This is a genomic window from Chitinimonas sp. (genome assembly GCF_036568685.1).
Classification (GTDB): domain Bacteria; phylum Pseudomonadota; class Gammaproteobacteria; order Burkholderiales; family Chitinimonadaceae; genus Chitinimonas.
This window is the reverse complement of sequence record NZ_DATCSC010000034.1, coordinates 63,619-85,174: the sequence shown is the minus strand read 5'-3', so window position 1 is coordinate 85,174 and position 21,556 is coordinate 63,619. Positions and strand designations below refer to the sequence as shown.

General features: G+C 62.8%; 21 protein-coding genes. 7 read left to right on the top strand and 14 right to left on the bottom strand.

Annotated elements, in window-relative coordinates; all coding sequences use genetic code 11:
* Positions 1-89: 89 nt before the first annotated feature.
* Positions 90-2,777, bottom strand: coding sequence for a DUF1631 family protein (locus VIM95_RS05795; RefSeq protein WP_331983968.1), 2,688 nt, complete (start codon positions 2,775-2,777; stop codon positions 90-92).
* 262 nt (positions 2,778-3,039) lie between these two features.
* Between VIM95_RS05795 and tsaB the strand changes: the two genes are divergently transcribed.
* Positions 3,040-3,720, top strand: a complete 681-nt coding sequence (gene tsaB, locus VIM95_RS05790; RefSeq protein ID WP_331983966.1) for a tRNA (adenosine(37)-N6)-threonylcarbamoyltransferase complex dimerization subunit type 1 TsaB — start codon at positions 3,040-3,042, stop codon at positions 3,718-3,720.
* A 59-nt stretch (positions 3,721-3,779) separates the two neighbouring features.
* Here the strand turns inward: tsaB and VIM95_RS05785 are convergent, their stop codons facing one another.
* On the bottom strand, positions 3,780-4,115 hold the full coding sequence (locus VIM95_RS05785) for a hypothetical protein (RefSeq protein WP_331983964.1): 336 nt from the start codon (positions 4,113-4,115) through the stop codon (positions 3,780-3,782).
* A 110-nt stretch (positions 4,116-4,225) separates the two neighbouring features.
* Here VIM95_RS05785 and rimI point away from each other — a divergent pair, with 110 nt between their 5' ends.
* Both rimI and VIM95_RS05775 read left to right on the top strand, forming a co-directional pair.
* Entirely contained in the window at positions 4,226-4,696 is a 471-nt protein-coding gene (gene rimI / locus VIM95_RS05780; protein WP_331983962.1) for a ribosomal protein S18-alanine N-acetyltransferase, read from the top strand.
* A complete protein-coding gene (locus VIM95_RS05775; RefSeq protein ID WP_331983960.1) occupies positions 4,693-5,607 on the top strand; it encodes a uracil-DNA glycosylase in 915 nt (304 codons plus the stop codon). The genes rimI and VIM95_RS05775 overlap by 4 nt, the downstream gene beginning before the upstream one ends.
* A 4-nt stretch (positions 5,608-5,611) precedes the next feature.
* Here VIM95_RS05775 and VIM95_RS05770 read toward each other — a convergent pair whose 3' ends face one another.
* The 12 genes from VIM95_RS05770 to gyrA all read right to left on the bottom strand — a co-directional run bounded on the left by VIM95_RS05770 (position 5,612) and on the right by gyrA (position 16,578).
* A complete protein-coding gene (locus VIM95_RS05770) occupies positions 5,612-5,869 on the bottom strand; it encodes a hypothetical protein (RefSeq protein WP_331983958.1) in 258 nt (85 codons plus the stop codon).
* A gap of 31 nt (positions 5,870-5,900) precedes the next feature.
* A complete protein-coding gene (gene hisC, locus VIM95_RS05765) occupies positions 5,901-7,001 on the bottom strand; it encodes a histidinol-phosphate transaminase (protein WP_331983956.1) in 1,101 nt (366 codons plus the stop codon).
* A gap of 30 nt (positions 7,002-7,031) precedes the next feature.
* Positions 7,032-7,553, bottom strand: coding sequence for a nucleotidyltransferase family protein (locus VIM95_RS05760; RefSeq protein ID WP_331983954.1), 522 nt, complete (start codon positions 7,551-7,553; stop codon positions 7,032-7,034).
* 61 nt (positions 7,554-7,614) lie between these two features.
* Positions 7,615-8,202, bottom strand: coding sequence for a TIGR00730 family Rossman fold protein (locus tag VIM95_RS05755; RefSeq protein WP_331983952.1), 588 nt, complete (start codon positions 8,200-8,202; stop codon positions 7,615-7,617).
* 33 nt (positions 8,203-8,235) lie between these two features.
* Entirely contained in the window at positions 8,236-8,625 is a 390-nt protein-coding gene (locus VIM95_RS05750) for a nuclear transport factor 2 family protein (protein WP_331983950.1), read from the bottom strand.
* Positions 8,625-9,698 (bottom strand): prephenate dehydratase, encoded by a 1,074-nt coding sequence (gene pheA, locus VIM95_RS05745; RefSeq protein ID WP_331983948.1) that lies wholly within the window; start codon positions 9,696-9,698, stop codon positions 8,625-8,627. The genes VIM95_RS05750 and pheA overlap by 1 nt, the downstream gene beginning before the upstream one ends.
* A 128-nt stretch (positions 9,699-9,826) precedes the next feature.
* Entirely contained in the window at positions 9,827-9,952 is a 126-nt protein-coding gene (locus VIM95_RS05740) for a hypothetical protein (RefSeq protein WP_331983946.1), read from the bottom strand.
* Positions 9,949-11,148: an MFS transporter gene (locus VIM95_RS05735; RefSeq protein ID WP_331983944.1), complete on the bottom strand. Its 1,200-nt coding sequence runs from the start codon at positions 11,146-11,148 to the stop codon at positions 9,949-9,951. The genes VIM95_RS05740 and VIM95_RS05735 overlap by 4 nt, the downstream gene beginning before the upstream one ends.
* A 311-nt stretch (positions 11,149-11,459) precedes the next feature.
* Positions 11,460-12,548: a 3-phosphoserine/phosphohydroxythreonine transaminase gene (serC, locus tag VIM95_RS05730; protein ID WP_331983942.1), complete on the bottom strand. Its 1,089-nt coding sequence runs from the start codon at positions 12,546-12,548 to the stop codon at positions 11,460-11,462.
* Between the two features lie 163 nt (positions 12,549-12,711).
* Entirely contained in the window at positions 12,712-13,143 is a 432-nt protein-coding gene (locus VIM95_RS05725) for a PaaI family thioesterase (protein WP_331983940.1), read from the bottom strand.
* Between the two features lie 2 nt (positions 13,144-13,145).
* Positions 13,146-13,622 carry a PaaI family thioesterase gene (locus VIM95_RS05720; RefSeq protein ID WP_331983938.1) on the bottom strand — a complete coding sequence of 159 codons (477 nt, stop codon included), beginning with the start codon at positions 13,620-13,622 and terminating at the stop codon, positions 13,146-13,148.
* A 304-nt stretch (positions 13,623-13,926) separates the two neighbouring features.
* On the bottom strand, positions 13,927-16,578 hold the full coding sequence (gene gyrA / locus VIM95_RS05715; protein ID WP_331983936.1) for a DNA gyrase subunit A: 2,652 nt from the start codon (positions 16,576-16,578) through the stop codon (positions 13,927-13,929).
* A 188-nt stretch (positions 16,579-16,766) separates the two neighbouring features.
* On the opposite strand from gyrA, the gene VIM95_RS05710 reads away from it, so the two are divergent.
* The 4 genes from VIM95_RS05710 to VIM95_RS05695 all read left to right on the top strand — a co-directional run bounded on the left by VIM95_RS05710 (position 16,767) and on the right by VIM95_RS05695 (position 21,473).
* A complete protein-coding gene (locus tag VIM95_RS05710) occupies positions 16,767-17,450 on the top strand; it encodes an OmpA family protein (RefSeq protein ID WP_331983934.1) in 684 nt (227 codons plus the stop codon).
* 222 nt (positions 17,451-17,672) lie between these two features.
* Complete coding sequence (gene lolA, locus VIM95_RS05705; protein WP_331983932.1) at positions 17,673-18,272, top strand: outer membrane lipoprotein chaperone LolA; 600 nt, start codon at positions 17,673-17,675, stop codon at positions 18,270-18,272.
* 103 nt (positions 18,273-18,375) lie between these two features.
* Positions 18,376-20,091 (top strand): flagellinolysin, encoded by a 1,716-nt coding sequence (locus VIM95_RS05700; RefSeq protein ID WP_331983930.1) that lies wholly within the window; start codon positions 18,376-18,378, stop codon positions 20,089-20,091.
* Between the two features lie 53 nt (positions 20,092-20,144).
* Positions 20,145-21,473, top strand: coding sequence for a replication-associated recombination protein A (locus VIM95_RS05695; RefSeq protein ID WP_331983928.1), 1,329 nt, complete (start codon positions 20,145-20,147; stop codon positions 21,471-21,473).
* Positions 21,474-21,556 lie beyond the last annotated feature (83 nt).

Below are 21,556 nucleotides of genomic sequence, written 5' to 3'. Positions count from 1 at the left end.
TCTCCGTCCGCACCAATGTAAAACGCCCGGTTTTCCCGGGCGTATCACTGCACTCAAATACTCTGCATGGCTTGATCGTGCCCAAGGCACTACGCCGGAGCAGCAGCCAGGTTGGGGCGGCCCGTCTTGTCGACATGGTCGGCCGATTGCAGCAGTGATTGGACTGCACGTTCGAACAGTGGAGCCACTTCGATAAAACGCGCCCGACCATTGGTCAAAAGGCGCAGGAAGAGGCGCACGCTGACGATAGCGGGTTTGTGGTCGCCATCAATGCTCAGCACCAGGCTGGATTCATTGGGGCTGATCCAGTTCAGGCGGGCCAGGCTGGGCTTGCCGTCGAGGTTGATCTCCACCGACACACCACTGCGCAGACGCTCCAGCACCTCGCCATCGGACTGCGGCTGTTCGACCATTGGGGCCTCCTCGCCGCGGGCGCCGCTAGCCTCGAGCAAATTCCTCTCCGGCGCCGGCAGCACGTCGTCAACCGGTCCCAGTACCCGATCCAGCAGGTTAAGCTCGACCTCCAGCTCCTTGATCGTCTCATTGAGCACCTGCCGATTGAGCGGCCCGCGATTGATCTTCGGGGTCGATGTCACAGTGCTGGTCTCCATATCAGCGGTGGGCACGGGTTTGAAGCGTTCGCGCATCAGGTCAAGGCTGGGTACGGGTACCGGGCTGGTGGCGGTACGCAAGGCATGGGTGTGGGCCTCGATCAGCCAGGTATGCAGGGCCTGCTGCTGGACGGCGTCCCAACCTATGAGCTCGAAACCCTCGCGCAGGGTGCGCAGCATGGTGGGTATCTGTACCAACAGCTGGTCACGGTCCTGCTTGCTGGTCTTGGGCGCGATGCTCCAGATCAGGTCGGGAATCAGCATGCGATAGCGCTCGGCGCGAGCTGCGTCATCCCGCCCTGCCCGCTCGATCGCATGGGCCCAACCATTGAGCAGGAAGTCCTGCAGGAAGGGGTCGAGCGTCAAACCTTCCAGCGCCTCGGCGATCATGGCCGTGGTACGGGCAAATTGCAGGGTCCGGTTCTCGGCCTTTTCCAGCACCTGCACCGCGCGTTCGACCTTCTCGTCAGCCGCACGTAGCTGCTTGGCGATAAAGAGGTCGAATTCGTCCAGCATGCGAGAGAACAGGCCGACGCTTTCGCGCTCGTCAGCCAGCAGGCGCTCAATGATCTGGCGGATCTCGGCCACCATGGCCTCGGTATTGGCACCCGCCTTTTCCAAGCCAACCGAGATCGAGCCGATGCGGTTGACCAGCACCCGCGCCGGATGGTGTTTCTGGGTAAATAGCTCCGGGTCCATCAAGGCGATCTTGAGCACCAGGAACTGCAGCCGGCCCAGTTGGGCACGGACCTCGGCAGGCACCTGATCATCGCGCAGGATGAATTCGAACAGCATGGCGACGATATCGATCGTCATCTGCTCGTTCACACCGGGCGCCATCTCGGTCAGCTTGCCGTGCTGCTCCAGGATCAGGTTACGGACCTGGCCCTCTTCGTCGTACATGGCCTCAACTGCCGGCGTCGATTCCCGCTGCAGATTGGAAACCGAAGTGGTAAGCACCCGCCGCGCCATGGTGTCCCCACCCAGTGGAGTGGTGGGCATGCCTGGCGCACTGCCGGTGGCAAAGAACTTGCGCATGGCATTGCCGACCATCTCGGTACCGGCCAGCCAACCCGCCCTGGCGATCTCGGACAGCCCTCGGTTACGCGCGCTGCTGACCGGGCCAAGCTCGCCCCCCTGCTCGTTGGCGGTACCGCCCCCCCCAACTGGGCCAGCCTGACCGCCAAACCCACTGGCGGGCCCCTGCGCATCCAGCAGAGGGTCTGGGCGGCCACGCACCATTTGCATCAGGCGATCAAAGCGGCCCGGCACCGCGGGTGACGCCACCATTTCACCCAAGGGAGCATGGCCGTTGCCGGGCTGCTCATTGCCAAAGCGGGCGTGACTACCTTGGTCCTGCTGGCCATTGCCAAAGCGCGCATGGCCGCCTTGCGGCAGCCCACCGGGCACGCTGGCCGGTCCTCGTTCTGCGGCAAGGTAGGCGGCATCGGCTTCGTCTTCCAGTTCGTCTGGCGTTTCATAGCTACCCGCGCCGTTACGCCCTGGTGCACTCTGCTGCGGCAAGCGCGGCTTGAGTTGCACTGCAATGCCGTGATCGGCCAGCAGCTCATTCAAACGCAGATAGATGGTAGCCACCCGGCCCACCAACCCGTCGGTCAACTCTTCGATCAAGGTTTCGGCAAGCTCGGGCTCGAGCGCAAGCTGCTCGATCGAGGTAACGACGGAACGCGAGAACAGATAAGGACGGAAGGGGTTCTCGCGTTCCTTGATGTTTTCCTGATCGAACAGCAGTGCCACGCGGATATTGAGATCGCGCAGCTGCTCCTCGGCAGCATTGCGGTAGCGCTCGGTCAGCTGGTCTATGCGCAGCTCGCCTTCGAAGGCGGAAGAATCGACCAGGGAGAGGCCACCGCCGCCCGTGCTGAAAGAACTGGGAAAGCTGGGGCGGAAGGTGCTGTAGGCAGTACGAAAGCCACGGTTCAGCAATTGCTCCATGCTGCCGGTCGCGCTCTGAATAACGCTGGCGCTGCGGCTGGTCAGGACGTTGCGCGCCTCGAAATAGCGGCGCTGGTCACGCGAAGATTGGGCGTGATCGGCCAGCTCATACAAGCGCTGTACGCAGAGCGGTACCAGCTCGTTGAGCGCAACCGAAAATGCTCGCAGGAACTCGACCCGGGTGGAGGTCAAGAGATCGTTGCGGTCCATGCTTAGCAATCCCCCATACAGAATTAAGTTGTAGTTTGTTTTGGTATTTTTTTGTTGCGACATTGTGTGGATCGCTACAAGCCATAGTTTAGCGAGTCTTGGCCAGGCTTGCAGGTGCCAGATTGTTACTAAGCATTTGTTTTGATGAACCTTTTCATGACAAACGAGTAAAATACGGACGAGCGTACTGCATTAAGCCCCATCTGCCGGGCGCAAAAGGTGTGCATGGTAGAATCAACGCTCTTCACCTGCCGTCGCCACCATGAACCTGCTCGCCCTCGATACCTCGACTGAATATCTCTCGCTGGCCCTGCTCTACAAAAACGAGACAGTGTCGCGCGAATGGCACGCTCAGCAGCAGCACGCCGAGTTGGCTCTGCCCTCGATACAGGCTTTGCTGGCCGACGTCGGCGCCAGTCTCGCTGACCTCGATGGCATCGCCCTGGCTATCGGCCCGGGCTCATTCACCGGCTTGCGTATTGGTTGTGGTATTGCCCAGGGCCTGGCTTTTGGCCTGAGCTTGCCGACGGTGGGGGTGAATACCCTGGCGGCGCTGGCGGCAGACACCGAAGCCGACCACGTACTGGCGGCACTGGACGCGCGCATGGATGAGCTCTATCTGGCCGCCTTCGAGCGCAAGGGCGATGCATGGCAGGAAGTGGTCGCAACCACGGTGTGCGGGCCCGATGCCCTGCCCGATCTGCCTGCGGGGCGTTGGCTAGGTGTAGGGAGCGGCTTTGCTGTGCAGCAGGCAGCGCTGCAGGATCGCTATGGCGCGCTGCTGACCGAATGCCAGCCCGAGCGCTTCCCGCATGCACGGGGCGTGCTCAAGCTGGCGCAGCACGCTTTTGCTCACGGCCAGGCGCAACCAGCCGACCGGCTGCAGCTGCTCTATATCCGCGACAAGGTCGCGCTCAAGACCAGTGAGCGGACGAAGGCCTGAAGAAATTCCAATACGCGCCGCGCCCCGGACTCTGGGGGCGGCAGGACAATATCTTGCGCTCAGTTGGGCAGTTCGATCAGTTCCACCACCTCGGCCGCATCGACCATGTGCAGGTCCACGCGCGAGGCAAGATCGAAGCAGTAGAATTCCCGTACCGCCTCGAACTGGCTGTAGCCCAGCGATTCGAAGGTCGGCTCCAGTGACTTCATGACACCGCGAGCGCGCTGTACAGCGCTTGGATCGTTCTGGCTTACAAAATTACGACCATCCAGTACGAAGCCAGCTTCCAGCATGGCACGCTCCACCAGCACCCACAGCATGCGGCACATATCGTACGGCAGGGTGAGATAATCCAGATTGATCACGACAGCGGTACGCGACGAACTGATAGACATGGTGTAAAGCGTGTCCCTAGATAGTTGTTGTGCCGTGAATTATGGATACCAAGTGCTATGCCGGGCGCTTATTTTCCATTAACGCATTGTTATTTTTTAACAAACTTCAAGTGACCCTTCCGACCAAACCGCAAATCCGACCGCTGGCCGAGGCTGACCTGCCTGCCATGGCGGTGATCGAAGCCCAGTTGCAGTCTTTTCCCTGGACCGCCTTGCAGTTCATCGAATCCTATGCCGACGGCCATCGTGGCTGGGTGGCCGACCATGGCGGCGAGGTGATCGGCTTTGCCGTCACCAGCCAGGTATTGGACGAACTCTCCCTACTCACCTTGGGTGTACGGCAGGACTGGCAGCGGCAAGGCATAGGCCGCGCCCTGATCAACCAGATCGTGGATAGCGCCAGCGAGCAAGGCGCAGCGGTATTGATACTGGAAGTACGCAAGAGCAATGCCGCCGCCCGCTCGCTGTACCGGCGCATGGGCTTCGTGGAAAATGGCCTGCGCAAGGGTTACTACCGGGCGGAGGAAGGTCGCGAGGATGCGATCCTGATGGCCCTGGTACTGGATGAAGGTGGACGATGAACGCAGCGCGACGCGAACTGATATTGGAAGAACTGGGGTTGCAGCCCCAGTGGGTGCGCCGCAGCGTGCTGAATGAGCTGGCGGCAGCCAACGAAGCTGCAGCGCCAGCCGTCGTGCCCGCCGTTGCCGAACCGGTGGCAGAAGCGCACCGCTCAGCCGTACCAGTTGCCGATACACCCACCCCAGTTGCACAAGAATCGGCAGCGCAACCCGCCAGCCAGCGTCGGCCCTCGCCTGCTCAAGCGGCGCTGATGCATGCCGACGCGCCAGCCCAACGGAGCGATACCGCAGCCCCCGCCAACGTCGAGCAAGACCCCGAGCTGCGCCGCCGCGCCGCCAGCATTGCCCAGCTGGATTGGGAGGCCTTGCAAGGCAGCGTTGCCGCCTGTACCGCCTGCGGGCTGTGTAAATCGCGCAACCGTACCGTCTTTGGTGTGGGCAACCCTGAGGCCGACTGGCTGGTGGTGGGCGAAGCGCCGGGGGCCGATGAGGACCGGCAGGGCGAGCCCTTCGTGGGCCAGGCCGGCAAGCTGCTCGACAGCATGCTCGATGCGGTAGGCCGCAAGCGCCAGGAGAATGTCTTCATTCTCAACACGCTAAAGTGCCGGCCACCGCAGAACCGCAACCCGACCCCGGAAGAACTGGCGCTGTGCGCGCCCTATCTGCACCGTCAGGTAGAACTGATCAAGCCCAAGGTGATCTTTGCCGTCGGGCGCTTTGCGGTGCAGACCCTGCTGGGCCGAGAAGCCAGCATCGCGAGCCTGCGTGGTCGTTTGCACGACTACCGTGGCATACCGGTGGTGGTGAGCTACCACCCGGCCTATCTGTTGCGCAACCTGCCCGACAAGATCAAGGCCTGGCAGGATCTCCTGCTCGCGCGCGATACGCTGGCCGGCCGCCAGGACAGCTAAGCCATCACGGAAGACCGAGCCCGGTGTGCAGTACTAGGCCGGCTTCATGCAGCCCGCCGTTTTCGTGCGCCTCGGCCAGCCAGAGGTGCGCTGCCAGCAGCCCCACGTGCATGCGCGGTGCAAAGCCCGGCGGGTAGACTGCCCGGCCAGCAGCATCGCAAAGCTGCCAGTCGCCGGCATGCCGCGAGCAATAGTCGGCGGCCTCCCGCTCGCTACGGAAGCAATAGACGGTATTGGTGTCGAAGCAGAGCGCGTAGATCATCGATCCTTCCCCGCGCCCTGCGGGCAAATGATCAGCCCTCGAGCGCTTCTTCCAGCACGGCAATAAAGCGTGCGTTCTCTTCCGGCAGGCCGATGGAGACACGCAAGCTGTCTTTCATACCATAGCTCGCCAGCGGACGAATGATGACCCCGCGCTCCAGCATAAAGCGATTGAGCGTGGCGCCGTCACCAACATGGAAGGTGATGAAATTGCCGTAGCTGGGGATAAAGGGCACGCCCAGGCGCACCAGGGCTGCCGTAATCTGCGCCATGCCTTCGCTATTGATGCGCACCGTCTCGCGCAGGAAGTCGAGGTCATCGAGCGCCGCCACCGCGGCCGCCTGGGCCAGGCTGTTGACGTTGAAGGGTTGGCGCACCCGGTTCATCAGGTCGCTGAGCTCGGCAGAGGCCAGCGCAAAACCGATGCGTAAGCCGGCCAGGCCATAGGCCTTGGAGAGGGTGCGGCTGATGATCAGATTGGGGAAGCGCCGCAACAGACCCAGCGAGTCGACCTGCTTCTCGCGTGGCAGATATTCGGTATAGGCCTCATCGAGCACCACCAGCACGTTCGCCGGGCAACGTTCCATGAACTCAAGCAGGTCGCCAGGGCGGCACAGGGTACCGGTGGGGTTGTTGGGGTTGGCGATAAACACCAGCTTGGTAGAGGGCTCGATGGCGGCCAGCATGGCTTCGAGGTCGTGGCCATACTCCTGCGCCTTCACTTCGATCCCACGCGCGCCGACGGCCTGGGTGGCCAGCGGGTAGACCGCAAACGAGTACTGCGCGTACACAACCGTATCACCCGGTGAGAGAAAGGTCCGCGCCGCCAGCTCAAGAATATCGTTGGAACCATTACCCAGCACGATCTGGGTGGGTGCCACGGCGAACTTGCCGGCGATGGCCGCCTTGAGCGCGAAGCCATTTCCGTCCGGGTAGCGGGCCAGCTCATCCATCGCAGCCAGCATGGCGGCGCGTGCCTTCGGGCTCAGACCGAGCGGATTCTCGTTGGAGGCGAGCTTGACGATATCGGCCTCGGCCAGCCCCATTTCACGCGCCAGTTCCGAGATGGGCTTGCCGGCCTGGTAGGGCGCAATGGCGCGGATATGGTCGGGGGCCAGATGGGCGAGAGACATGGCAGGGCTTTCGTAGCGTATCGGTAGAAATCAGGCTGGCAGCACGCGTACCTGCGGCCACCGTTCGGTATAACGTTTCTGCAGCACCCGCTGCTGGTAGGTCTGCACGCTGACCCTGGCCGGGTTGCGTCGCACCACGAGGTCGAACAGGTCAACGAGGCCATAGGGGGCGATCAGCTGCAGCTCCCCCTGCTCGTCCAGCCAGACTGCGACCGCGGTCGCGGTTTCCGGCCAGCTGGCCACCGCCTCGTGCAAATGCGCCAAAGGCTCGACCGCATGACCGAAATAGCCCTCAAACCAGCGGTGCACCCAGGCCTGGTTGGTGACTTCCCAGCGCAACACCGGCATGGCGTCCCGCAGTCGCTGCTGTAGTGCCCGGTCCTGTCCATCGGCCGCCTCGCTGGCATCAAACCAGGCAACATCGATATCCGACTCCGCCCTCGGCAGCAGCGGATAGCCATGGGCGGCGTCCCAGACCAGGTTACGCAGCACGCCGGCCCCAACACACCAGGCCGGCAACCCCTGTGCACGGACCAGCTCAAGCGCCTGCATCAACCAGCCGCATTGCCGAATCAACGCGAACAGCTGCGCCCGCTGGGCCGCCTCCATCCTCTCAGCCCTGGCGAAAGGTCACCTTGCTGGTCCAGTCACCTTCCGGTGCCTGGTGCTCACGCATGGCGGCCAACAGCGCTTCCGGCGTATCAGCCACCCGGAACAAGGAGAGATGGCCGGCACGGATAAAGCCTTCCTGCTCAGCGTGACGTATCCAGCCCAGGAGCGGGTCGAAATAGCCAGCAACGTTAAGCAGGCCGATGGGCTTGCCGTGGATATGCAATTGCGCCCAGGTCAGGATCTCGAACAGCTCGTCCAGCGTACCAAAGCCACCAGGCATGGCGATAAAGCCATCGGCCCGCTCGGCCATCAAGGCCTTGCGGGTGTGCATGCTGTCCACCTCGATCATGGCGGTGGAATCCGGATGGGCCAGCTCCTTCTCAACCATGAAGCCGGGAATCACACCCAAGGTCTCGCCCCCCTTTTCCAGCACGGCATCGGCCACAACGCCCATCAGGCCGACTTTGCCGCCACCCCAGACCAAGGTCAGATCCTGCTCGGCCAGGGTATGGCCCAAGGCCGTCGCGGCCTCGCGGTAGACGGCGCGGTTGCCCATGGCAGCGCCGCAAAAAACACAGATTGATTTCATGCTTGTACTCGCTTGCTTGGCCGGCCCCGCCCCTCAGGGCTGGATGGGCTCGACCAGATGGCGCCGGTTCTGCGGCGCCGGATAGTCTTCCGGCCAGAACTCGGTCTGGCTGGTAATCAGGCCGCCGGCCACGCTACTGAAGGTAATGGCCCGGGCACGCTGGACGCCATCGGTGATCGACACGTCGCTGACGGCAGCCAATTCATCCCCCACGATGCGGTGCACGGTGAACTCCCAACGGCCGTGGGCAGGGTACTCGCTGTTCATGCGGGTGAAGTTCTCGCGCCCTCGCAGACGTTCATTGGACTGCGGCCACTCCAGGCGGAAGTCGCCACTCAGTATCTGCGCGGCGTAGGCAAAGTCGTTGCTCTGCATGCGCCGCCAGTACTCGCGCACCACAGCTACCGCGGCCGCCTCCGCCATTACAGTACCGCCTGCGGATAGGCGCCCAGTATCTTCACAAAGGCGGCACGGTCACGCAGTGCGTCCAGCATCTGCGCCACCTGCGGGGTCTGGGCGTGGCCTTCGATATCGACGAAGAATACGTACTCCCACAGCCCGGCGCGTGAGGGTCGCGATTCGAACTTGGTCATCGAAACACCGTGCTCGGCCAAGGGGCTCAGCAGCTGGTGCACGGCGCCAGCACGGTTCTGAGCGGACATGACGAGGCTGGTCTTGTCCCGGCCCGACGGCGTGGTCTGGTGGTAGCCAAGCACCAGGAAGCGCGTGGTGTTGTTCGGCTCATCCTCGATATTCTCAGCGAGCTTGATCATGCCGAAGCGCTCTGCGGCAGCGTCGCCGGCGATGGCGGCACAGCTCGGGTCCAGGCTGGCCAGCCGGGCTGCCTCGGCGTTGGAGGAAACCGACAGGCGTTCCACCTCGGGCGGCAGGTTCTTGTTCAGCCATTCATGGCACTGGGCCAGGCTCTGGGCGTGCGAATAGACGCGCCTTATGCCTACCAGGCCGGCGTCGCGGCGCAGCAGGTGGTGGTGGATACGCAGCACAACCTCGCCACAGACCTGCAGCGGCGTGCTGACCATCAGGTCGAGGGTGCGGCCTACCGCGCCTTCGGTGGAGTTCTCGACCGGCGCGACCACATAGTCGGCACCGCCTGCTTCGACCACGCGAAAGGCTTCGTCGATGCTGGCACAGGCCTGGGTGACGGCGGCGTGGCCAAAGTGCTTGACCGCGGCAGACTGGCTGAAGGTCCCTTCCGGCCCCAGGTAGGCGATGGTCAGTGGCCGCTCTATGCTCAGGCAGGCCGACATGATCTCGCGAAAGAGCTTGGCGGCCGACTCGTCCGGCAAGGGGCCGGTATTGCTTTCTTTGATACGGGCCAGCACCTGCGCCTCGCGCTCGGGCCGATACACCAACCCACCGCCCTTGAGCTCGCCGATGGCGCGGGCATGGCTGGCGCGCTCGTTCAGGAGTTGCAGGATACGCGCGTCGAGCGCGTCGATGGCATCACGGTGGGACTTGAGTTGTTCGTCAGACATATGCGGCTCTGTTGACAGGGAAATAAGGCGCCCGGCGGGCGAGCGCTGAGCATAGCACGGCTCACGCTGGCGGCTTTATGCCTGCTGGCGCTATATTGCCAGTCTGTCGGGACTGATATCCCAAAGCCCTAGAAACCACACATGGCCCAGAGATTGGCCAGGACCACGGTGGATTGCGGTGTGACATAGGCCGCAAACACCAGGACCAAGGCCAATAGCGTCAACACACGCCAGAGCCAGGGGCGGGTTTTCATACCGCCAGCGCCTCGGGGCGGATCAGCGGCGCCTCGCGCACCGGCCAGTTGATGGCGGCAGCCGCAAAGCCCAGGCCGATGGAGAGGTACCAGACGATGTCGTAGCTACCCGTATGGTCGTACAGCCAACCACCCAGCCATACGCCCAGGAAACTACCGACCTGGTGAGCAAAGAAGACAAAGCCTGACAGCATGCCCAGGTGGCGCACGCCAAAGATGGTGGCGATCACCCCGTTGGTCAGCGGCACGGTGGAGAGCCACAGAAAGCCCATCACCGCCGCGAATATCCACACGCTCATGGCCGAGAGCGGCAGGGTGACAAAGGCAGCGACTGCCAGCGCCCGGATGAAGTAGATGGCCGACAGCAGGTATTTTTTGGGCACGCGCGCACCGAGCTGGCCCGCCACATAGGTACCGAAGACATTGAAGAGGCCGATCAGGGCCAAGGCCACCGCTGCCGTATCGCCGCGCAGGCCCTTGTCGGCCAGGTAGGCCGGCAGATGCACGCCGATGAAGATGAGCTGGAAACCGCAGACAAAGTAGCCTGCCATCAGCATCTGGAAGCTCGGGTAGCGGAAGGCCTCCTTGGCCGCCGCCCAGACACTCTGCCCAGCGTGGTGCGCCTGTCGCGGCGTCGATTCGCGCAGCCCGCGGGAGGCGGGGATGATCAGCAGGGACATGACCGACAGGATCAACAAGGCATGCACCCAGCCCACGCCGGCGATCAGCTGCTGCTCGACCGGTACCATCAGGAACTGGCCAAAGCTGCCGGCGGCGGAAGCCAGGCCCATGGCTTGCGAGCGGTGCGATTCGGGCACTTCGCGGCCAATCACCCCGAACACGATGCTATAGGTGGTACCCGATAGCGCCAGCCCCAGCAGCACGCCGGCCGAACCGGCGAACATCGGACCGGTACTGGACAGCGTCATCAGGGCCAGGCCCGCAGCGTAGAGCACCGCACCGACAGCCAACACGCGCAGCGCACCATAGCGGTCGGCCAGGGCGCCAGTAAAAGGCTGGGCAATACCCCAGACCAGATTCTGCAGGCCCAAGGCAAAGGCAAAGACCTCGCGGCTCCAGCCAAAATCGGCACTCATGGGGGCAAGGAAAAAGCCAAAGCCGTGGCGTATACCCATGGAAAGGGATACAACCAGGCCGGCGCAGATCAGGACACGGCGGATGGCGGGGGTGAGCACGGGGGAGACTCCATTGATTCTGCCCGCACTGTGCGCGCGCCCTCCCCCGCCTGCCAAGGTACAGTTCTGCCAACCTCGGCCGTGACAGCCCTCAAATACAAAACGCCGCCCAAGGGGCGGCATTCTTGGTTCGGCGTACGCAGAGTTCGGAAAGAGCACCGATCTCGGGCCAGCGAGACTCCCTCGCGGCGGCGAGGGCGGGGGGAGTGGACTAAATCAGCAAAGGCCCGTTGAGCTACCACCGCCTTTGAGCGCTCGGCTCCGCCGGGCGATGAGCCAAAGCGATAGACCTCCCCACCCTCCATCCGTGATCACCCGTGGTGGCGCGCAAAATCCTGCATGAAGCTGGTGAGCGCCTTCACGCCTTCGAGCGGCATGGCATTGTAGATGCTGGCGCGCATGCCACCGGTCACGCGGTGACCCTTGAGCTGCAGCAGGTTGCGGGCCTTGGCCTCCTTGATGAAGGCCTCGTCCAGAGCCGGATCGGCCAGGCGGAATGGCACGTTCATGCGCGAGCGGAAAGGCTTGTCTACCGGGCAGTGATAGAAGCCACCGGAAGTCTCGATGCTCTCGTAGAGCAGCGCCGCCTTCTCGATATTGCGTTGTTCGATGGCCTTGAGGCCGCCCTGGCGCTGCATCCACTTGAACACCAGGCCAGCCACATAGATGGCAAAGGTCGGCGGCGTGTTGTACATCGAGTCGCCTTCAGCCTGGATCTTGTAGTCGAACATGGTGGGCGTGCCCGGCAGCACCTGACCCAGAAGATCGTCACGCACGATCACGATGGTGAGGCCGGCCGGGCCGATGTTCTTCTGTGCGCCACCGTAGATCAGGCCGAACTTGCTCACATCCACCGGCCGCGACAGGAAATTGGACGACATGTCGCAAACCAGCGGGGTATCGCCGGTCGTCGGCACGAAGGGGAACTCCACCCCGCCCAAGGTCTCGTTGGAGGTGTAGTGCAGATAGGCGGCGTTGGGGTCGCGCTGCCACTCGGCCTCGGCGGGTACATAGGTGTAGCTGCGATCCTCGGCGCTGGCTACCACATGGGTCGCCACCCCGAACTTGCGGGCTTCCTTCATGGCCAGCTTGGACCAGTGACCGGTATCGACAAAGTCGATGCTGCTGCGGCCGCGGATCAGATTCATGGGCACCATGGCGAACTGGGTAGTGGCCCCGCCCTGCAGGAACAACACCTTGTAGTTCTTGGGGATACCCATGACCGTGCGCAAATCTTCCTCCGCCTCCGCAGCGATCTGCATGAACTCCTTGCCGCGGTGGCTCATTTCCATCACCGACATGCCGCTACCGTGCCAATCGAGCAGTTCCTTCTGGACTTCCAGCAGGACTTCACGGGGCAGAACGGCTGGGCCGGCGCTGAAATTGAAGACGGGGGACATGGGCTCTCCTGGCAAAGGTAAAGACGGTGCTCTGACTACTAGACGATGCTCTGACTACAAGCTTAGGGGGGAGTTTGCCCCTCAGGCCAGCCATTATTCACGCCTTGTTATGGCATGACCTTAGACGTGCCACGAATGCGACAGCCTAGCGCGGTAGCGCCACTCAGGACAGCAGGAAGTGCGCACGCGCAACCGCTACCGGCTTGGTTTCATCCTCTTGCCATGCAGTCATGCGCACGTTGGCAACACGCTTGCCCTGCTTGGTGATCTCGCAACGTGCAAACAGGCTCTGGGCTTTGCCCGAGCGAAGGAAGTCGAGCGAGAAATCGATGGTGCGGGGCACCTCGGCCGATTCGCGCGCCCAGACCAGCTGCAGCAGCGCCGCATTCTCCAGAAAACCGCCGATGGCACCGCCATGCAGCGCCGGCAGGTGGACGTTGCCGATATTGTGGTCGCTGAAGGGCAGCTCGAAGATGGGCTCGCCGTTCTCCTCGCGCATTACCACCCCCAGCAGCTTGGCGTAGGGTATCTGCTCGATGATGCTCTCGTAGTTGCCCGATTCCTTGGCGGCCTGCAGAAATTCCAATTGCACCATGATCAGGCTCCTTGCTTGCTGCCCAACTGGGCCTGGCTGGATTCACGCATAAAGGTAGCCACGCCATGCGCGATGGGCTGGTCGTTGCCTTCCTGGTAGACGGTGGCGCGGGTAAAGGCGATCTGCCGCCCCAGGCGGTAGCACTCGGCGGTACAGTAGACCGTCTCCCCAGGGGTGGCGCCGCGCAGATAGTCGATGCGCAGGTCCAAGGTGGCGATGGCTTCACGCTCGGCCAGCATGGAGAACACAGCCAGGGCGCTGGTGGTATCGATCAACGAGGTCATGACCCCGCCATGCAGCACGCCGGTACGCGGGTTCCCGACCAGGGCGGTGTTATAGGGCAGACGCAAGGTGGCACGACTGCGCTCACCGTTGACGAACTGCAGGCCCAAGGTGGCCGAGTGGGGAATCTGGCAGAACCAGCGCGCCACGTCGTCGAACAAGGCCGGGTTGAGCACCGGCAGGGGCAGATTCTGCATTGCTAGGTCTTTCTATCGAGGTGGAAGCCACCTCGTTTGTTGCTGCGACGAGAAAGGCAAACGGGCTGCATTGCTGTAATGATTTCAGCTTAGAGCGTGTTATGAACTTAAGCAGTTGAAAAGCCGACGCCAACTCAACGCGATGACGAGCGTCAGCGGGGTGGAGGGGGGTGGATCAAACAGGAAAGAGCCCGCTGCATCAGCCCTCTACGCTGAGTAGCGCCAGGGTCGCCCTGGCACCTGCACTCCCCTCCTCCAATCAACGACTCAAGTTCATATCAGGCTCTGAGCAGCCCGTGGTGACTCAAGCCTCGTCGCTTGTCACATCAGCGCCATCGGCAGCCGCGACACCATCACCGCCCTCACCCGCCTCAAGTTCGCCGTCTTCCAGCTCACTGTCTTCATCTTCGCCACCTTCGGCCTCGATGATCTTGACCACACCGGAGAGCTTTTCGCCGGCATCGAGGTTGATCAGACGCACGCCCTGGGCACTACGGCCGGTCTCGCGCACCTCGGCCACCGAGGTACGGATCAGCACGCCGCCGGTGGTGATCAACATCAGGCCTTCACGCTCGCACACGAGGCTTGCAGCCACTAGGCCAAAGCCGGTCTTCTCGGTCAGGTCCATGGCGATCACACCCTGGGTGCCACGGCTGGTGTGGCGGAACTCGGCGATCGGGGTGCGCTTGCCGTAGCCGCCATCGCTGGCGGTCAGCACTTGCCAGTCTTCCGAATCGGCCACCAGCAGCGAGATGACGCTCTGACCGTCAGCCAGCGACATACCGCGCACGCCGCGGGTGTCACGGCCCATCGGGCGGACGTCGTCTTCGTCAAAGCGCACGGCCTTGCCGCCGGAGGAGAACAGCATGACCTGGTGCTTGCCGGAGGTGATGGCCACGCCCACGAGCTGGTCGCCCTCGTCCAGCGCCACGGCGATGATGCCGAGCTTGCGCGGGTTGGAGAAGGCTGACAGCGGCGTCTTCTTGACCGTACCACGCTGGGTGGCCATGAACACGAAGTGCTCGTCGTCGAAGGCCTTGACCGGCAGGATGGCATTGATCTTTTCGCCGTCCTGCAGCGGCAGCAGGTTGACGATGGGGCGACCGCGCGAGGCACGGCCGCCCTGCGGCACTTCATATACCTTGAGCCAGTACACCCGGCCCAGGGAGGAGAAGCACAGCACGTAGTCGTGGGTATTGGCGACGAACAGATTGTCGATGAAGTCGTCGTCCTTGGTCGCCGTGGCCTGCTTGCCGCGGCCGCCGCGCTTCTGGGCGCGGTATTCGTCCAGCGGCTGGGCCTTCATATAGCCGGTGTGCGAGAGCGTCACCACCATCTCTTGCGGAGTGATCAGGTCTTCGAGGCTGATGTCCTCGCCAAACGGCACGATCTCGGACTTACGGCCGTCACCAAACTGGGTCTTCACCTCGGTCAGTTCAGTGGCGATGATCTCGGTGATGCGCTCGGGCTTGGCCAGGATGTCGATCAGATCGACGATCTTGTCCATGATTTCGCGGTATTCGGCTTCGAGCTTGTCCTGCTCCAGGCCGGTCAGGCGCTGCAGGCGCATGTCGAGGATGGCCTGGGCCTGTGCATCGGACAGGCGGTAGCCATTGGCCTTGAGGCCGAACTCGTCGGACAGCCATTCCGGCCGCGCCTGATCGCCCGCCACGCGGGCCAGCATATCTTCCACCAGGGCCGAGCGCCATTCACGCGACATCAGCGCGACCTTGGCTTCCGGCGGGGTGGCGGCAGCCTTGATCAGGGCAATGACCTCATCCACGTTCGAGAGGGCAACGGCCAAGCCTTCCAAGGTATGGGCACGCTCACGCGCCTTGCGCAGCTCGAATACGGTGCGGCGGGTCACCACTTCGCGGCGGTGGCGCAGGAAGGCTTCGAGAATCTGCTTGAGGTTCAAGAGGCGCGGCTGGCCATCGACCAGGGCCACCATATTCATGCCGAAGCTCGATTGCAGCTCGGTCTGCTTATACAGGTGGTTGAGCACCACCTCGGGCATTTCGCCGCGCTTGAGTTCTATATAAATACGCATGCCCGACTTGTCGGACTCGTCGCGCAGGTCGGAGATACCCTCGATCTGCTTGTTGCGTACCAGATCGGCAATCTTCTCGATCAGGTTCTTCTTGTTCACCTGATACGGGATCTCATCGACGATGATGGCCTGCTTGTCGCGGCTCACCTCTTCGATATGGGTGCGGGCCCGCATGATCACGCGGCCGCGGCCAGTGCGGTAGCCTTCACGCACGCCGGCAATGCCGTAGATGATGCCGGCGGTGGGGAAGTCCGGCGCCGGGATCAGGTCGATCAGTTCGTCGATGGTCATCTCGCTGTTGGCCAAGAGGGCCAGCGCACCGTTGATGACTTCACCAAGATTGTGCGGCGGGATATTGGTGGCCATACCCACTGCGATACCGGTGGCACCGTTGACCAACAGGTTGGGCAGACGGGTCGGCAGAACCGAGGGCTCGCGCTCCTTGCCGTCGTAGTTGGGGATGAAGTCGACGGTTTCCTTGTCGATATCCGCCATCAGCTCGGTGGAAATCTTCTCCATCCGGCACTCGGTGTAACGCATGGCGGCCGCCAGGTCACCGTCGATGGAGCCGAAGTTGCCCTGGCCGTCGACCAGGGTGTAGCGCATGGAAAAGTCCTGCGCCATGCGGACCAGGGTGTCGTAGATCGAGGCATCACCGTGCGGGTGATACTTACCCATGACGTCACCAACGATACGGGCACACTTCACGTAAGGTCGGTTCCAGACGTTGTTGACCTCCTGCATCGCGTACAGCACGCGGCGGTGTACGGGTTTGAGGCCATCGCGCACATCGGGCAGCGCACGCCCCACGATCACGCTCATGGCGTAATCGAGATAGGAGCGCCGCATTTCCTCTTCCAGGCTTACCGGGATGGTCTCTTTAGCGAATTGTTGCAAATCGGTCATTGTTATGGCGTCTGTGCGGGCAAATTAAGCCAAAATTTTAACACGCGCAGCCTACGCGCTCCAATTTGGCGTCAATTGTCATATTCTCTTGATTGCGGCGCGCTTGCAGCGTCAAGTAAACTCGGCTCCGACGTCGGTTCGGTAATTGACCGTCGCTAAATTCCATCCTGACTCAATGGAGAATAACTATGCAGAAGATGAAGCGCACCCTGGTCGCCATCGCCCTGAGCACGATCGCCGTGTCGGCTTTCGCCGGTAAGGACGGTTACACCACTGACGGCACCGCCGGCGCAGTCGTCCGTAACAACTACAACGAATGCTGGCGCACCGGCACCTGGAGCAAGGACAAGGCTATCGAAGAGTGCGATGCCGATCTGATCCCCAAGAAGGAAGTCGCCGCCCCCGTGGCCCCGGCCGCCGCTCCGGTTGCTGAAGCACCGAAGCCCGCCGCCGCCCCCGTTCTGGTCAAGACCGAGACCCTGACCCTGAACGCCGCAGCCCTGTTCGACTTCAACAAGGCCACCCTGAAGGACGAAGGCAAGCAGGCGCTGGACGCCGTTGCCGGCGTGCTGCTCGAGCGCAAGTTCGACACCACCAAGACCAAGATCGCTGTGGTTGGTTACACCGACCGTATCGGCAAGGCTGACTACAACCAGAAGCTGTCGGCTGAACGTGCCGCTGCTGCTCGTGGCGCCCTGGTCGCCAAGGGTCTGCCGGAAGGCATGATCACCTCCGAAGGCAAGGGCTCGGCTGATCCGATCACCCAGCCGGACGATTGCAAGAAGGTGCTGAAGAACCGCAAGAAGCTGATCGAGTGCTACGCCCCCGATCGCCGCGTGGAAGTGCAGATCTACGCGACTGTCGACAAGTAAGTCGATCGTAGCGCTGCAAAAGAACCCCGCTTCGGCGGGGTTTTTTTATGACCTCCCGCCTACCAGACCCGCTTTTTCGGGCGATTTTTGTGGCAATGCAGCAACAGTAGGGAAAGCGGCAAGCCAAGCATTCTTCACTGCCCGGCTCAAGGCCGGTTCAAGGCGGGTTCAGGCGCCCATGCTAGACTGGCGGCTCGCACCCAACCCGGCCTAACCATGCGCATGCGTCCCCTGCTCCTACTTCTACTGACCCTGCCCGCCTTTGCCGGCGGGCTCGATCAGCTCAAGGGCTTCCTCAGCCAGACCCAATCCTTCACGGCCAGCTTCTCGCAGACCGTGACCAGCCGCGGCGGCAAGCAGCAACAGGCCAGCGGCACCATGGCCATCCTGCGGCCCGGCAAGTTCGACTGGCTCTATACCAAGCCTTATGAGCAGCGCGTGGTGGGCGATGGCAAGCAGGTCTGGATCTACGACCCGGACCTCAACCAGGTCACGGCAAAACGCCTGGACAAAGCGTTGGGTGATAGCCCTGCCGCCCTGCTGGCCGGCAGCAACGACCTGGAAAAGTCGTACAAACTGGGCGAACTGGGCAACCGCGACGGCCTGGACTGGATCGAGGCCACGCCGCATAACCGCGACAATGGCTTCGAGAAGGTGCGCATCGGCTTCAAGGATGCGCAGCCCATGGCCATGGAGCTGGCTGACAACTACGGCCAGACGACGGTGATCCGATTCAGCGGCGTGATCCGCAACCCCAAGCTCAGCGGCGAGCGCTTCAACTTCGTGCCACCCAAGGGCGCCGACGTGGTCAAGGCCGACTAAGTCCACTCAATCGGCGGCACGGTAAAGCCCGCGTTAAAGTTTCCTGCTGCATGACCGATGTAGGGTCGACGGGCCGCGAAAGGCGGCCTGGACAGACCTGGCCATGCAGATCAATACCAATCTCGCCAGCCTGTTTGGACAACGGGCGCTCGACCGTAGCACCACAGACATGCAGCAAGTGCTGCAGCGTCTCTCTAGCGGCCTGCGCATCAATTCCGCACGTGACGACGCGGCCGGCCTCCAGATCAGCGAACACATGCGCAGCCAGATCGCCGGCAACAGGCAGGCGGCCCGCAACACCAACGATGGGATCTCGCTCCTGCAGGTGGCCGAGGGCGGGCTGGGTTCGGTCACGGACATGCTGCAGCGCATCCGAGAGCTGGCCCTGCAAGCCAACAATGCCACGCTTAACAAGCAGGACAGGCAGGCACTGCAAAATGAAGCCAGCGAGCTGCTCAGCCAGGTCACCCGAATCAGCCGCGATACGCAATTCAACGGTTCACAGGTCTACGCCCAGACTGACGTGAGCATAGGCGGCATGGACGAGGATCGCCGGGCCGTGATCGACGGGCTCAAGCTAGGCTGGCTCGATGAAGCAGAGCGACGCATCCAGCAGTATTACGGCATCGTGGCGGACAAGCAGGAAACCCTGACCGTGGTATTCGACCCACCCGCGGGCTCCGGCCTCACCGGCGGTGCAGGTGGCACGCTGGCCGCAGTCGGCAGCCTGACCGGCACTGCAGATTCGCAAGGACGGACGCTCAAGCCCTTCCTTTGGATAGACATGGCGGATTTCACGCCACCCAACCTCCCCAATGGCGGCACCTCGCCAGTCTACAACGACCGCATCATCGCGCATGAAATGGTGCACGCCGAAATGGGTCGGTCCATGAACTTTGCCGCCCTGCCCGCCTGGTTCAAGGAGGGCACGGCCGAGTTGATCCACGGTGCCGACGAGCGGGTCCTGGGAGACGGGGGCGCGACAGCCGGTGGACGCGCCGCCATCATGGCCGCATTCGGTTCGGTCGCCACCAGCGCAGGCTACTCGGCCGCCTATGCCGCTGCACGCTACATGCACGACAAGATCAAGCAGGCAGGCGGCAATGGCATCAAGGACATCATGCAGTACCTGGCTGCCAATCCGTCAGCCGACCTCGATGTTGCGCTGGCCAATGCCAGCAAGGGCCTGTGGGCCAACACCGCTGCCTTTAGCGCCGACTTCAGCGCCAACGGTGCGACCTATATCTCCAATATGAACCTCACCAATGCCGATACCGGCGCGATTGGCGGCCTTGATGCCGATGGGGGCGATATCCTTACGGCTGAGACCGTGATTGCGGACATTGGCCAAAAACCGGTCGACAATCTCCTCGACGGCTTCAAGATGGACTACCCGACCCTGGGCGGCGGTACAGGCAACAAGACCCACACCTTCCATGTCGGTCAATCGGCCGACGAGTCCTTTTCCGTGACCACCACCTCGGTCAGTGCCGTCAGCCTGGGACTGAGCAGCATGGACCTGGTCAATCTGCCAAGTTTTGCCTTGCTGCACATCGACCAGGCCCTGGAGTTCGTCAATAAGCAGCGCGGCCAGCTGGGCAGCGCCATGAGCCGGCTGCAGGCCAATATCAACAACCTCAACAATCGGGCGGACAACCTGTCTGAAGGCAAGTCCCGCATCATGGATGCCGACTACGCCGAAGAAACCACCCGCCTGGTCCGCCAGCAGGTACTGCAACAAGCCGCTACGTTGGTGCTGAACCGCGCAGCCAGCCAGCCCGGCGTCGTCCTGACGCTGCTGCGCAACGCTTTTGCCTGATGAGGCAGCGCGCAATTCGTTAAAATGACGGCTAGCGCACTATACCGGCCACCATGTCCGACCTGTTTACCCAAGCACCACGCCCCCCTCTTGCCGAAGCGCTGCGCCCTGCCAGCCTCGACGAAGTCATCGGCCAGACCCACCTCCTGGGTGCTGGCAAGCCCTTGCGGCTGGCTTTCGACTCCGGCAAACCGCACTCCATGATCCTGTGGGGGCCACCCGGCGTGGGCAAGACCACGCTGGCCCGGCTTATGGCCAAAGGCTTCGATGCCGAGTTCATTCCGCTCTCGGCGGTATTCTCCGGGGTCAAGGACATCCGTGCCGCCATGGACGAGGCCGAGCGCTATCTGCAGCGTGGCCGCCAGACCATCTTGTTCGTCGATGAAGTGCACCGCTTCAACAAGAGCCAGCAGGATGCCTTCCTGCCCTTTGTGGAGTCGGGCCTGATCACCTTCATCGGCGCCACCACCGAGAACCCCTCCTTCGAGGTCAACTCCGCCCTGCTCTCGCGCGCCCAGGTCTATGTGCTGAAGGCGCTGACCGAGACCGAGCTGCGGCTGCTGGTGGAGCGGGCACGCGACAAGGCACTGGCCCACCTCGCCTTTGACGAGGCCGCCGTTGCCACCCTGGTCGGTTACGCCGACGGCGACGCACGCCGCTTGCTCAACCTCCTGGAGCAGACCGACACCGCAGCCCGCACCGCCGGCGTCGAGACGGTGGGTGGCGAGTTCCTGCAGAACGCACTGAGTCTCAATGCACGTCGTTTTGACAAAGGCGGCGATGCTTTTTACGATCAGATCTCCGCACTGCACAAATCGGTGCGGGGCTCCAACCCGGACGGTGCCTTGTACTGGTTCTGCCGCATGCTCGATGGCGGCGCAGACCCCCGTTACCTGGCCCGCCGCATCGTACGCATGGCTTGGGAGGACATCGGCTTGGCCGACCCGCGCGCAGCACAGATCACCCTGCAGGCAGCAGACACCTACGAGCGGCTTGGTTCGCCCGAGGGTGAGCTCGCGCTGGCGCAGGCCGTGATCTACCTGGCTGTCGCCCCCAAGAGCAATGCCGGCTACACGGCCTATAACGCCGCCCGAGCCTTTGTCAGCAAGGACAAATCGCGCCCGGTGCCCGAGCACCTGCGCAACGCACCGACCAAGCTGATGAAGGAACTGGGTTACGGCGCCGAATATCGCTACGCCCACGATGAGGCCGAAGGCTACGCCGCCGGCGAACGCTACCTGCCGGACGGCATGCCTGAGCCGGGCTGGTACCAGCCGGTGGGCCGTGGCCTGGAAGCCAAGATCGCCGAAAAACTCGCCCACCTGCGTGAGCTCGACGCCGCAGCCCGCACCAGTGGGCGATCTAGCAAGGACAGCGCCTAGGTCTGTCCGTGTCTTCGCCGCATCGCGGTGCTACCGCCCTGCCGTTCGCGCTGTCCCTCCCCCTTCCGGCCGGTTAGAATCCG